Source organism: Polynucleobacter necessarius (genome assembly GCF_900095175.1).
Lineage (GTDB): Bacteria > Pseudomonadota > Gammaproteobacteria > Burkholderiales > Burkholderiaceae > Polynucleobacter > Polynucleobacter necessarius_I.
This window is the reverse complement of the sequence record NZ_LT606946.1, coordinates 995,889-1,007,625: the sequence shown is the minus strand read 5'-3', so window position 1 is coordinate 1,007,625 and position 11,737 is coordinate 995,889. Positions and strand designations below refer to the sequence as shown.

Genomic DNA, 11,737 nt, shown 5'->3' with positions numbered 1-11,737 from the left:
TTGCTCAAAACTTACTTAAGTCCTCGCCCATCCCATGTTTAGCTTTTTAAATCCCTTTGCCAAACTGGCTACTGCTCGTAGGCAAGCGCTGGGCTTTGAATTTAATGATGGGGGCAGGGAAGCGGCAGGCTTTAAGGGTGGAGCTGGAGACTGTGTTGTGCGCGCCATCGCGATTGCAGCAGAATTGCCATATATGGAGGTCTATGAAGATCTTCGCCCCGCAATGGCAATCATCGCAATGTCTTTCATGACTATATTCTGGGTCATGGCTTTGATTGGGTTCCGACGATGAAGATTGGGGCTGGCTGCCAGGTTCATCTATTGGCTAGTGAGCTGCCTGAAGGTAGATTAATTGTGAAGGTTTTCAAGCACTTAAGCGCTGTAGTTGATGGAATAATTCAAGATACGCACAACCCCTCGCGAGGTGGTTCGCGCTGTGTTTATGGTTATTACATTAAACGCTAATCACTTGGGTTGGAAAAGAAAAAGCCCCTGAAAATTCAGGGGCTTTTTCTCAAAAATGACCAAAAATAGTCAAAAAACAGGCTAATTCAGCAATAAACTACCAATTTCCACTAGTTTTACGTGATTTGTATTCCATTGCTTTAGCTTCTACAAAGGCAGATGCCAGTATGGCAAAGAAGTTCTTAACTGTCAATAAAGGCTTCAAGCTAAAGGTTGGTGCTTGGTGAAACTGTACTGATTTTGCATGTGCCATGGTGAGCTCCTTAAGGGTTAACCCTAATGATACACCCAATCTTCCTGCATTGCAGCAATTAATTCAAATTGTTTAGTACGAGCTGGTATGACGGTACTTTTGGTCCCAAGCATTTTTATAGGCGGTAGTCATGCCAATCATGATTGAAGTAGTCCACGCCAATGAAAAGAGGCCGCTGAGCGAAATGAAGAAGGCAAAGGTTTTCCAGCCATTAATCAAGGTGTCAGACTCAAAACCTACGGTTGTATAGCAGCTGCCCGCCAGGAGAATTGCGGCAAGGGGGGTTGCCATGATTCCAAGGAAAAGAATGAAGACCGCCCAAAAGAGAATTTCTAACAAGTGAATTAAGGCAAGAAATACAAAGGTTGCATAGAAATGAAAGAAAACTCGGTTGTATTGATGTGCAGCTAGATTTTGGCGAGTGAGCCGCTCAAAGCGCATATAGACATGGTTAATGGCGCTGCCATGGAATATCAGAATGACAACCAGACAAGTGATTCCCCAGACGGTATCCCGAGCTAGCAGTGCAAAAGGAAAATCTATTAGGGCGGTGATGGTGTTGTTCATGGGGCTGATATTAAGTGGGCTCAGGCATTGATTTCTTGGTGGGTTGATAATGGCACATCTCTAATTTCATGTAAAGAAACCCCTTTGGTCGAGCATCGTATGCCAGGCGGAAAGAAGAAAGAGCAATTTTTCTTATTCTCCCTGGCCGGAATTCAGTTCACACATATCCTGGACTTCATGGTCATGATGCCTTTGGGTCCTGAATTTATTCGAGAACTCAATATCAATACACATGAGTTCGGCCTACTGCTCTCTTCATATACTTTTGCAGCAGCAATTGCCGGCATTTTTGCTACCTACTTTGTAGATCGCTTTGAAAGACGAGTTCTACTTCTGAGCTTGTATGCCTGCTTCATTATTGCCACCTTGTTTTGTGGCTTAGCTCCTGATTACCATTCACTCTTTATTGCACGAGCATTTGCAGGAGCTTTTGGTGGCATCCTGGGCTCATTGGTTCAAACGATCGTCGCCGATTCCATTCCATTTGAGCGTAGAGGGAGGGCATTGGGTACTGTGATGTCAGCATTCTCCATATCAACAGTGGCTGGAGTTCCCCTAAGTCTATTCCTGGCCAACAACATCCCATACTTAGGTTGGCGCGCGCCATTTATCTTTATTGCTTTGATATCGAGCCTGATTTTGTATGTGGGCTACCGCAATATTCCTAAGATCACCGGACATCTTGGTCAGACCCATGAGGGAAGCCGCCTGAGTCAAATCTGGAGCATATTCTTTGCTCATCAACACTTGCGTGCATTTGTTTTTATGGCGTTGATTATGTTGACTGGATTTTCTGTCATTCCCTATATCGCACTCTATTTAACTTCCAACGTTGGCATTGATAACTCCTACATTTCATTGATATACCTTTGCGGCGGTATTGCGACGCTCATGAGTTCTCGGGTGATTGGTCATATGGCCGACCGTTACGGTAAGGTCAAGGTATTCAGAGTACTTGCGGTGATTAGCTTAATTCCTTTGGTGGTAACAACCAACCTCATACCGGTACCACTTTGGGTGGTGTTAATTAACTCCACCGCCTTTTTTGTTCTGGTTTCTGGACGAATGATTCCGGCGATGGCCATTGTGAGTCAAGTGGTCGAAGCCAAAGTCCGCGGTACCTTCATGAGTCTAGTGGGTTCAGTACAGATGCTGGCATCTGGGTTGGCCTCAGTTATTGCGGGTATGGTCGTAACTATTGGGGTTGATGGGAGGATGGAGCATTACAACCTCGTTGGCTATGGAGCAGCTCTGTGCGGCTTGCTTACCTTTTGCTTAGTGGGATATATTCATACCGATAAACAGGCGAAATAAGCCTCATTCATTTTTAAAAGAGAGATTGGAGATAGTCATGATTACATTTCAAAGACCTGACGGCGCTTCAGTGGGAGGCTATTTAGTTGAGCCCGCCAATCCAAAAAATGCTCCTGGCATAGTGGTGATTCAGGAGTGGTGGGGTTTAGATGATGAAATTAAAAATGTCGCTAATCGTTTGGCGAAAGCAGGTTACCGCGCCTTGGTACCAGATCTTTATCGAGGCAAGTTGGCTCTAGAGGCAAATGAGGCGGAGCACCTTATGAATGATTTGAATTTTGGTGATGCTGCTAGTCAAGATATCCGCGGTGCCGTTCAATATCTCAAAGCAACTGGTAGTGCCAAAGTAGCTGTTACAGGTTTTTGTATGGGTGGAGCTCTCACAGTATTGTCTGCCGGGCTCGTTCCAGAATGTGATGGCACCGTAGTTTGGTATGGCTATCCGCCACTCGAGTATGTTGACGCATCTGCCATTAAAAAACCCATGCTAGGGCATTGGGCGCTTCACGATGAATTTTTCTCGATTGCTGGTGTTGATCAACTTGAAGAAAAGCTCAAAGCTGCTGGAGCTAGCTATGATTTCCAGCGTTATGACGCTAAGCATGCCTTTGCTAACCCTAAGGCAGACTCCATCCAGGCATCTTCCACCTTTGCAATACAACTCTGCTGCAGCTGATTTAGCATGGGGGCGGACTATGACCTTCTTAGGAAGTGCGCTTGGTAATTAATTAGCCGCTCATCATCTTTACTGAATAACCCATCTCAATTTTTTATTGCCCATGCATCTTTTTGCCGAAAACCTCGCTGTTGAAATTTCTTCCTATTACCGAAATCTCGCTCTAGCTCATGGTGTCATTCCTAAGATTTTTACTTTAGTGAATGGTTCGGGTGATCAATATCTCTTTTTTATTGATGATCTACGCATGGAGAAGGCCAAGGAAGATCAGTTCTTGGCTTATATCGTGCAAGAGCATGAGGCAGTTTGTTACGCGCGAGGAACTCTAGTTATCCTGGAAAAGTCTCAGCAATTGATCGAATTTGCGGTAATCGACCAAGATGACGACGAGGCTATAGTCTGCTCCGCTCAGTTAACGCGCGACATTGACGATAAGCCGGTTGGACTTACCGAGTTTGAAAAGACCCTGGCACCCAAAAAGACGATCTTTTTTGGCGGCCTCTTTAATCCAATCAAGTTATCAGAGGATAGGGCAGAGGAGTTTGAAAGTCTTTGGGAGGAAATGAAACCCAAGATCTTGCATCGAACCATGGGAATTTAATCGCCTATTGAAAAGAGGCTGTTTAGTCCCCATATAGGTCTTTGTAGGTGTATTTGGTGCCCAGGAAGGGACTCGAACCCCCACAACCTTACGATCGCCAGCACCTGAAGCTGGTGCGTCTACCAATTTCGCCACCTGGGCATGCCGTTATTATAAAGGTATGCGCCTTTTGGCCCACTTTCTAACCCCTTTTGGCTTTTTCCCTTCAGACTTAGTGGTTTGATACAGTAGCCTAAGCAAGAATAATCATTGATATATAAGGCATGGATTGCCGAAGGAATTAAATGCGTAAAGCAAAAAACTTGGTGCCACGAGAGGCTGACCGCTTAGGTACAGTCCAAGGTCACCGAGATGGATTTGGATTTGTGATCCCGGATGACGGTGGTGAAGACATTTTTCTTTCTGAAAGAGAAATGTCCCGCGTCATGCACGGCGATAGAGTGAATGTCAGAGTATTAGGAACAGATCGTCGATGTGATTTTGCACGCCAATAAAGTCGTTATTGGTCGTCTCTTAAATGAGAATGGTGTGTTGATTGTTGCGCCAGAAGGTAAGCGTATCGGTCACGATATTCTGATTCCGCCAAAAGGTCAGGGTAACGCTAAATTAGGTCAGGTGGTCAGCGTTGAGATCATCGACTATCCAGATAGCTATCGTCAAGCCGTTGGTCGTGTTGTTGAGGTGCTGGGCGAGATTGATGATCCTGGCATGGAAATTGAAATCGCTGCTCGCAAGTATGGCGTTCCTCATGAATTTTCAGCGGCTGTTAAAAAAGAAGCGGCCGCCTTGCCCGATACAGTTCAGCAATCTGATCTTGAAGGCCGTGTTGATCTGCGTGACGTCCCTTTAGTTACCATCGATGGTGCTGATGCTCGTGACTTTGATGATGCGGTGTATTGCGAGCCAGTCATGTATGGCAAGAGTAAGGCTTGGCGCCTGATTGTTGCCATTGCTGACGTATCCCATTACGTCAAGCCGGGCCAGCCCTTGGACGATGAAGGTCTTCTGCGCGCAACCTCAGTGTATTTCCCGAGACGGGTAATACCCATGTTGCCAGAGAAGATCTCTAATGGCCTTTGCTCTTTGAATCCTGGTGTTGATCGACTATGTATGGTGTGTGACTCCGTTGTGGATAACAACGGAGTGGTGCTGGCTTATCAGTTCTATCCAGCAGTGATGCATTCTGCTCAACGTTTTACATACGATACGGTGTGGGAGATTCTGTCCAATAGCAAGGGTCCTGAAGCAACGTGTTTTGCTGACTTCAGGCCTTTACTGACTAATCTCTATTCCTTATACAAAATTCTATTAGACGCACGCCAAAAACGGGGCGCTATCGAATTTGAAACCACTGAAACCCAAATCATCAGTAATGAGCTGGGTAAGATTCTGCGTATTGAGCCGCGTTTGCGTAATGATGCGCATCGCTTAATTGAAGAGTGCATGTTGACGGCTAACGTGTGTGCTGCTGACTTTATTGATCAGAACAAGCATCTCAGCTTGTATCGCGTTCACGGCGAACCCTCTGAAGAAAAGTTAGTCACCTTGCGCCAAGTATTGCGCACCTCTGGTTTGTCATTGGGTGGTGGTGAAAAGCCAAAGCCAAAAGACTATGCCAAGCTCATGCGTGAAATCAAAGAGCGTCCTGATGCCAATATGCTTCAGTCGGTTGTTTTGCGGTCGATGCAACAGGCAATGTATCAGCCTGATAACGAGGGCCACTTTGGACTTGCCTATCCTGCGTATTCGCATTTCACTAGCCCGATTCGACGCTATCCCGATCTATTGACCCATCGAGTTATTAAAGCGATTCTGGCCAAGAAACCTTATACGCCTGTATTACCACCTACTGTTCCACTCAACTTAACTTTGCCACGCAAAGGTAAGGGTCGTGAGAATGCGGTAAATACCAAGAAGTCTCATAGCGATGCTAAAGAAGCTGCCGCTAAAGGTACACGCTTACCCAAATCACCAAAGGGTGCCAATGCTGCTTTGCCTATTTGGGGTCAATTGGGTGTGCATTGCTCCTCTAATGAACGTCGTGCAGATGAAGCATCTCGTGATGTAGAGGCATGGCTTAAGTGCTACTACATGCGGGATCATTTGGGTCAGGAGTATGCGGGCACGGTTGCTGGTGTAGCTTCATTTGGCTTATTCGTACAGTTAGAAAATCTTTTTGTTGAGGGCATGATTCATGTTACGGAATTGGGTGGCGATTATTTCCAGTATGACGAAGCCCGACAAGAGCTGCGTGGTGAAAGAACCGGTATTCGTTATCGCTTAGGTGATCGCGTGCATGTTTTAGTCAACCGCGTTGATCTGGATGCTCGTAAGATTGAATTTAGTCTCGTCAAGTCTGTTGGCTTGGGGCCAGGTGGAACTACGAATCGTCGTCAAATTATTTTGGCTAGCGACACTGGTAGACCTAATAAAAAGGCTGCCCCAAAAAAAGGTCGCCCTGGCAGCAAAGAGCCGCAGAAGCACTCTGGCATCAACGTCAATGCCGCTAAGTCTGCTGGTAATCTTGGTGCCAATCAGTCGAAGAATCAAGCTGGACGAACAGCAAGTAAAGTCGCCAAGTCTGGTAAGCCCGGTAAGCCCTCTAGGCCTACTGGCAAACCTGCTGGCACAAAGCCACCCGTTCGTAGCACTAAAGCACGTCGTAAATAATGAGCAACACAGAATCGAGATAAGTAAAGATGAAGCAAATATTGGTAGGTTTTCATGCAGTGCAAGCGCGCTTACGGGTAGATGCGGCAAGTTTGAAGTCGGTCTATTTTGATCCTAGTCAACGTGATCGTCGTATGGGTGATTTTCTCAAGCAGGCCGAAGAGATTTTAGGTGAACGATTACACGCAGCTGATGCTGAGCGCCTTCATAAACTCGCTGGCCATGATCGCCATCAAGGCGTAGTAGCTTTGGCGGAAAAGATGACGATTGCCCGCACCATTACCGAAGTGGTAGAGGATGCGGAAGGTAATCAAAGCAAGGTGATGTTTTTGGTATTGGATGGTGTAACCGATCCCCATAACTTCGGCGCATGCTTGCGTGTGGCTGATGGTGCCGGTGTTGATGCGGTAGTCATTCCTAAGGATCGTTCAGCTTCTATCAATGCGACGGTTAGCAAGGTATCCAGTGGTGCCTCCGAAGTAATGCCGGTAATTACCGTTACTAACTTGGTTCGTAGCATGAAAGAGATGCAAGAGGCCGGTGTTTGGCTAATTGGTACTGACGACGAAGCTGAAAAATCAATTTATGACCTCGATCTCACTGGCCCTATTGGCATAGTCATGGGTGCGGAGGGTGAGGGCATGCGCCGCTTAACTCGTGAGACTTGTGATGAGTTGGTGCGTATTCCGATGAAGGGTGTTGTTGAGAGTTTGAATGTTTCCGTAGCTAGTGGCGTATGCTTATACGAGGCACTAAGGCAGCGTTTGGCTAAAGAGTCTCAATAAGTTGCAATTCCGTCTATCTATTTAAGGTGCTTCTATGAAATGCAATATCGGACATACTGACCGCGTTCTACGAATGACTGTTGGCGTCACCTTGATGGGTCTTGCAGGTTTTGGAATTACCGGACCTTGGGCTTGGATTGGCATCATCCCCTTGCTGACTGGGATGATGGGCAATTGTCCCGCCTACAGTATTTTGGGTATTAGTACTGCTAAGAAGTAATTTGGTAATGGGTTAACAAAACATTAAGCGATGAGTTGCTTAATGAATTGCTCTAACTGAGCTGGCGGTAGTGCGCCGCTAATACGGTGAACTTCTTTGCCATTTTTGAATCCCGCTAGTGTTGGTATTGAGCGGATATTCCGCTGGGATCCGAGCAATTGTTCTGCTTCGGTATTCACTTTCACAAACAGCACTTGATTTGCGTGGCTGATAGCACTTGCCTGAAAAGTTGGCCCAAACATCTTGCATGGCCCGCACCAGGGTGCCCAGAAATCCACTACTACAGGCATTGCTGATTGAGTCACTAGTTCGCTAAAGTTTGCCGCAGAGGCATTGATCGGGAGTGAAAGAAGCTCCTGTTTGCAGGCGCCACAAACTGGTGTCTGATTGAGTTTTTCAGCGGGAACACGATTGCCTTTATTGCAATGTGGACAATGAATGATCATTTTGACTCCTTAGTGACTTAGCTTAGGACTTAGCTGCTTAATAAGGTCTCTAGTTTCTCGGTATCGATACAGAAATTGCGTATGCCTTCTGCGAGCTTTTCTGTGGCCATAGCATCATTATTTAACTGTAATCTAAAGTGAGATTCATCTAACTTGAGAGCTGAGATATTTTCGCTAGCAAGAGCACTTGCTGCATTGCTGGAATTGAGCTTCTTCTCAACTACAGTCGCGCTGTTCTGAAGATCACCCAAAAGCTCTGGACTAATAGTGAGTAAGTCGCATCCAGCCAGTTCTAATATTTGGCTGGTGTTGCGAAAGCTGGCACCCATAATTTCAGTGGCAACGCCAAAGTGCTTGTAATAGTGGAATATGCGCTTGACGGAGGTAACGCCAGGATCATTTGCACCACCATTATTGACATCGTTCCATTTACTGCCAAGTTTGGCTTTGTACCAATCGGTAATGCGTCCCACAAAGGGTGAAATTAATTTCGCATTGACTGCGCCGCAGGCTGCAGCTTGCACCAAAGAGAAAAGCAATGTCATATTGCAATGAATGCCTTCTGCCTCTAAAGCTTTGGCTGCCTGAATGCCTTCCCAAGTGCCGGCTAATTTAATCAAGACGCGTTTGCGATCAATCCCATGAGACTCATATAGGGCAATGAGGTGCTTTGCTTTGTGAATGGTTGCCTGAGTATCAAAAGATAGGCGGGCATCGACCTTGGTCGAAACTCGACCTGGGACGATTTTCAAAATCTCAAGGCCGAAAGCCACTAGGATATGGTCAACCAAATCGACTGGCTTCATACCAGGATGGGCTGATTTGACCCGGTTTACCAAGGCCTGATAGTTAGCTTGCTGTGCAGCCTTCAGTATCAGAGATGGATTAGTAGTCGCATCCTGGGGCTGGTATTCCTGCATGCGCTCAAAGTCGCTGGTATCGGCTACGACGGTAGTCAGTTGCTTGAGTTGGCTCAGCGCGGTAGGGGATGAAGTCATGAGGATCTTGAATGCTCTTATTTAATTAATCAGTAAAGCAGATTGAATATCATATGATAGATGCATAAATAAGGCTGTTCCAGTTTAGATAAGGATATCGGGCAAGATCATGAATCAAGATCAACTAAAGCAATTAGTGGGTGAAGCAGCGCGGGATGAGGTGTTAAAGCTGCCTACTGGTCAGATTCTGGGTATTGGAACTGGATCAACCGCTAACTGCTTTATTGACGCTTTGGCACCCCATAAGGATCATTTTGCCGGAACGGTATCAAGCTCTAATGCTACAACTGAGCGCTTGTTGAAACACGGCTTTAAGGTCCTGGATCCCAGTGATGTGGATCAACTTCCTGCTTATGTCGATGGTGCCGATGAAATTGATCCTGCTGGTCACATGATTAAGGGTGGAGGCGGCGCGCTCACTCGTGAAAAGATTATTGCCTCGATGGCAAAGCAATTTATCTGCATTTGTGACTCTTCTAAGCAGGTGCCGGTCTTGGGTAACTTTGCTTTGCCGGTGGAGATTATTCCTTTATCTAAAGGGGTTGTGACTCAAGGGCTGGCTAAGCTGGGCGGTACAGTCACTCTGAGAATGACCAAAGAGACTCGTTCAGATTTAGGGCAGACGCCAAGTCAGCCTTTTGTCACAGATAACGGCGGGTGGATTCTGGATGTAGCAGGCCTGAAGATTGCAGATCCAATTGCGCTTGAGACGCAAATCAATCAAATCGCCGGCGTGATTACGGTTGGATTATTTGCAAAAGAGAAAGCTAATACCCTGTTAGTTAGCAATGCGTCTGGCGTGAGCAGAATTACTTTCTAAATTAAAAAACCCGACGGGGCAGCAAGCTGATCCATCGGGTTTGTTTGCCATGACTCTTCATGGCGCAGGCAAATGGAAGAGATTTAGTTCCCAGTGCCCATAAGCACATAGATATGCTTACAAGTAGTGGCTTTCGCCAATGTAGCCAATCACAAGATCTGACCGACTACGCTTCAATCCTATGCCTCTGGATTTGACTCGTCAAGAGATACTTAAAAAAATTACTCAGTAGGCGGTACATAGCCTTGAGCTGTGTCTGCGTCACCTTCAAAGAAGTACTTTTCAACTTGCTTGAGTAGGTATTGGCGAGCACGAGGATCAGCCATATTCAGGCGATTCTCATTAATCAACATGGTTTGTTGCTTTAACCAGGCAGCCCAAGCTTCTTTAGAGACTTGATTCCAAATCTTCTTACCTAGCTCGCCGGGTAGTGGAGCAAAGTCCATACCTTCGGCTTCTTTATTGAGTTTGATGCATTGAACCATGCGTGCCATTTGTAATGCCTTTCAAATACGGTGTACTAAATACAAATAATAAAAAAATAACTATGAAAGCTTAAAGATCTTTGGTGAGAACCATGGATTTGCGATCCCAGTTATAGATCTGCTTTCTTTCTTCAGGAAGATCGTCAACAGAGGCGCGCTTAAAGCCGCGCTTTAAAAACCAGTGCTCGGTTCTGGTGGTTAAAACAAACAGTTTTTTAATGCCTTCCCGCTTTGCCCGCATCTCAACGCGCTTCAGTAAACGCTCTCCGTCGCCGGAGCCCTGAACACCAGGATCTACTGCGAGGCAAGCAAGTTCACCAACGCCATTAGGGAAGGGGAAGAGCGCTGCACAACCAAAGAGAACGCGATCATGCTCAATAACAGAGAAACGCTGAATATCACGCTCAATTACATCTTGTCCGCGGGCAGCCAAAATCCCTTCCTCTTCGAGTGGGCTAGTGAGTTGCAAGATACCACCAACGTCATCTTGATTCGCTTCGCGTAAATTCTCAATATCCGATGAGGCCAACATCATGCCGATACCATCATGGGTAAAGAGCTCTTCCAAGAGTGCTCCATCTTGATTGCATGGTAAGAAGTGCACGCGGCTCACGCCAGCACGGATCGCCCTACCAGAGATGTTGAGTAAGCTCTTCATGCCTAGATCAAGCTCAGGATGCTGGGTTATATATTCATGTAGCTGGGGCATCGAGAGTTCGGTAATGTAATCACCTTGTTCATCTTTAAGGCCAGCGTAGGGACTGAGGAAGATTAATTTATCTGCTTTGAGTGCGGCAGCAGTCGATGCGGCAACATCTTCAAAGGCAAGATTAAATGCTTGCCCTGTCGGCGAGAAGCCCAGTGGTGAGAGCAAGACGATTTTGTTGCTGTCGAGCGAGAGTTTGATGGAGGTGGAGTCCACCTTACGTACCAAGCCAGTATGAATGTAATCAATACCTTCAACCACGCCTACAGGCATTGCTGTAATAAAGTTACCCGAGATCACTGAAATACGTGAGCCTGCCATCGGGGTATTCGGTAAGCCGCGACTAAATGCCGCTTCGATGTCGAGGCGTAATTCACCAGCAGCTTCCTTGACGCATTCCAAGGCTGCGGCATCTGTGATGCGATAACTGTGCATGGCACTAGCACCAAATTGACTCTTGATATTGCGGAGCATGAGTTGCTCTTCAATTTGAGGGCGGATGCCGTGAACTAAAACAATGCGCATCCCCATGGCATGCAACATGGCGATATCTTCGATAAGATTCTCAAGGCCGATTTCTTGGACAAGTTCACCAGCAAAGGCAATAACAAAAGTCTTCTCGCGGAAGCTATGGATATAGGGCGCAACATCACGCAGCCATCCTACAAAAGGAAAGTTGGAGCTTGATTCTTCGGCGTTTGAGCCGGGGTTTGGTGCATTTGTTGGCATAG

The 11,737-nt window shown here is 46.4% G+C and carries 12 protein-coding genes, 1 tRNA gene and 2 pseudogenes; 8 read left to right on the top strand and 7 right to left on the bottom strand.

Annotated elements, in window-relative coordinates:
* Positions 1-34 precede the first annotated feature (34 nt).
* Entirely contained in the window at positions 35-292 is a 258-nt protein-coding gene (locus tag DXE44_RS10640; RefSeq protein ID WP_231970582.1) for a hypothetical protein, read from the top strand.
* 270 nt (positions 293-562) lie between these two features.
* On the opposite strand, the gene DXE44_RS05240 is transcribed toward DXE44_RS10640, so the two are convergent.
* Both DXE44_RS05240 and DXE44_RS05235 read right to left on the bottom strand, forming a co-directional pair.
* Positions 563-718: a hypothetical protein gene (locus tag DXE44_RS05240; protein WP_162785885.1), complete on the bottom strand. Its 156-nt coding sequence runs from the start codon at positions 716-718 to the stop codon at positions 563-565.
* Positions 719-790: 72 nt separating this feature from the next.
* Positions 791-1,285 carry a hypothetical protein gene (locus DXE44_RS05235; protein WP_114653191.1) on the bottom strand — a complete coding sequence of 165 codons (495 nt, stop codon included), beginning with the start codon at positions 1,283-1,285 and terminating at the stop codon, positions 791-793.
* An 84-nt stretch (positions 1,286-1,369) separates the two neighbouring features.
* On the opposite strand from DXE44_RS05235, the gene DXE44_RS05230 reads away from it, so the two are divergent.
* The 3 genes and pseudogenes from DXE44_RS05230 to DXE44_RS05220 all read left to right on the top strand — a co-directional run bounded on the left by DXE44_RS05230 (position 1,370) and on the right by DXE44_RS05220 (position 3,876).
* Positions 1,370-2,599 (top strand): MFS transporter, encoded by a 1,230-nt coding sequence (locus DXE44_RS05230; protein ID WP_114654359.1) that lies wholly within the window; start codon positions 1,370-1,372, stop codon positions 2,597-2,599.
* Positions 2,600-2,636: 37 nt separating this feature from the next.
* Positions 2,637-3,327: pseudogene (locus tag DXE44_RS05225) on the top strand (dienelactone hydrolase family protein).
* A gap of 51 nt (positions 3,328-3,378) precedes the next feature.
* A complete protein-coding gene (locus tag DXE44_RS05220; protein ID WP_114653189.1) occupies positions 3,379-3,876 on the top strand; it encodes a hypothetical protein in 498 nt (165 codons plus the stop codon).
* A 54-nt stretch (positions 3,877-3,930) separates the two neighbouring features.
* On the opposite strand, the gene DXE44_RS05215 is transcribed toward DXE44_RS05220, so the two are convergent.
* Positions 3,931-4,017, bottom strand: a tRNA-Leu gene (locus tag DXE44_RS05215).
* Between the two features lie 143 nt (positions 4,018-4,160).
* Between DXE44_RS05215 and rnr the strand changes: the two are divergent.
* From rnr to DXE44_RS05200, 3 genes and pseudogenes are all read left to right on the top strand, one after another.
* A pseudogene (gene rnr, locus DXE44_RS05210) lies at positions 4,161-6,546 on the top strand (ribonuclease R).
* Between the two features lie 29 nt (positions 6,547-6,575).
* Positions 6,576-7,331 (top strand): 23S rRNA (guanosine(2251)-2'-O)-methyltransferase RlmB, encoded by a 756-nt coding sequence (gene rlmB, locus DXE44_RS05205; RefSeq protein ID WP_114653188.1) that lies wholly within the window; start codon positions 6,576-6,578, stop codon positions 7,329-7,331.
* Between the two features lie 34 nt (positions 7,332-7,365).
* Complete coding sequence (locus tag DXE44_RS05200) at positions 7,366-7,551, top strand: YgaP family membrane protein (RefSeq protein WP_114653186.1); 186 nt, start codon at positions 7,366-7,368, stop codon at positions 7,549-7,551.
* A gap of 23 nt (positions 7,552-7,574) precedes the next feature.
* On the opposite strand, the gene trxC is transcribed toward DXE44_RS05200, so the two are convergent.
* Both trxC and tal read right to left on the bottom strand, forming a co-directional pair.
* Positions 7,575-7,997, bottom strand: a complete 423-nt coding sequence (gene trxC / locus DXE44_RS05195) for a thioredoxin TrxC (protein WP_114653183.1) — start codon at positions 7,995-7,997, stop codon at positions 7,575-7,577.
* A 29-nt stretch (positions 7,998-8,026) separates the two neighbouring features.
* Positions 8,027-8,995: a transaldolase gene (gene tal, locus DXE44_RS05190; RefSeq protein ID WP_114653181.1), complete on the bottom strand. Its 969-nt coding sequence runs from the start codon at positions 8,993-8,995 to the stop codon at positions 8,027-8,029.
* 109 nt (positions 8,996-9,104) lie between these two features.
* Between tal and rpiA the strand changes: the two genes are divergently transcribed.
* The gene (gene rpiA / locus DXE44_RS05185) at positions 9,105-9,815 is read left to right on the top strand and encodes a ribose-5-phosphate isomerase RpiA (RefSeq protein ID WP_114653179.1); all 711 of its coding nucleotides are present in this window, start codon (positions 9,105-9,107) and stop codon (positions 9,813-9,815) included.
* Positions 9,816-10,036: 221 nt separating this feature from the next.
* On the opposite strand, the gene DXE44_RS05180 is transcribed toward rpiA, so the two are convergent.
* Positions 10,037-10,309 (bottom strand): oxidative damage protection protein, encoded by a 273-nt coding sequence (locus tag DXE44_RS05180; protein WP_114653176.1) that lies wholly within the window; start codon positions 10,307-10,309, stop codon positions 10,037-10,039.
* Between the two features lie 61 nt (positions 10,310-10,370).
* Positions 10,371-11,735, bottom strand: coding sequence for an amino-acid N-acetyltransferase (gene argA / locus DXE44_RS05175; RefSeq protein WP_114653174.1), 1,365 nt, complete (start codon positions 11,733-11,735; stop codon positions 10,371-10,373).
* Positions 11,736-11,737 lie beyond the last annotated feature (2 nt).

Bases quoted from the DNA above. Each gene is read 5' to 3' on its own strand.
- DXE44_RS10640 (WP_231970582.1), top strand. From the start codon at position 35: ATGTTTAGCTTTTTAAATCCCTTTGCCAAACTGGCTACTGCTCGTAGG.
- DXE44_RS05240 (WP_162785885.1), bottom strand. From the start codon at position 718: ATGGCACATGCAAAATCAGTACAGTTTCACCAAGCACCAACCTTTAGC.
- DXE44_RS05235 (WP_114653191.1), bottom strand. From the start codon at position 1,285: ATGAACAACACCATCACCGCCCTAATAGATTTTCCTTTTGCACTGCTA.
- DXE44_RS05220 (WP_114653189.1), top strand. From the start codon at position 3,379: ATGCATCTTTTTGCCGAAAACCTCGCTGTTGAAATTTCTTCCTATTAC.
- rlmB (WP_114653188.1), top strand. From the start codon at position 6,576: ATGAAGCAAATATTGGTAGGTTTTCATGCAGTGCAAGCGCGCTTACGG.
- DXE44_RS05200 (WP_114653186.1), top strand. From the start codon at position 7,366: ATGAAATGCAATATCGGACATACTGACCGCGTTCTACGAATGACTGTT.
- trxC (WP_114653183.1), bottom strand. From the start codon at position 7,997: ATGATCATTCATTGTCCACATTGCAATAAAGGCAATCGTGTTCCCGCT.
- tal (WP_114653181.1), bottom strand. From the start codon at position 8,995: ATGACTTCATCCCCTACCGCGCTGAGCCAACTCAAGCAACTGACTACC.
- rpiA (WP_114653179.1), top strand. From the start codon at position 9,105: ATGAATCAAGATCAACTAAAGCAATTAGTGGGTGAAGCAGCGCGGGAT.
- DXE44_RS05180 (WP_114653176.1), bottom strand. From the start codon at position 10,309: ATGGCACGCATGGTTCAATGCATCAAACTCAATAAAGAAGCCGAAGGT.
- argA (WP_114653174.1), bottom strand. From the start codon at position 11,735: ATGCCAACAAATGCACCAAACCCCGGCTCAAACGCCGAAGAATCAAGC.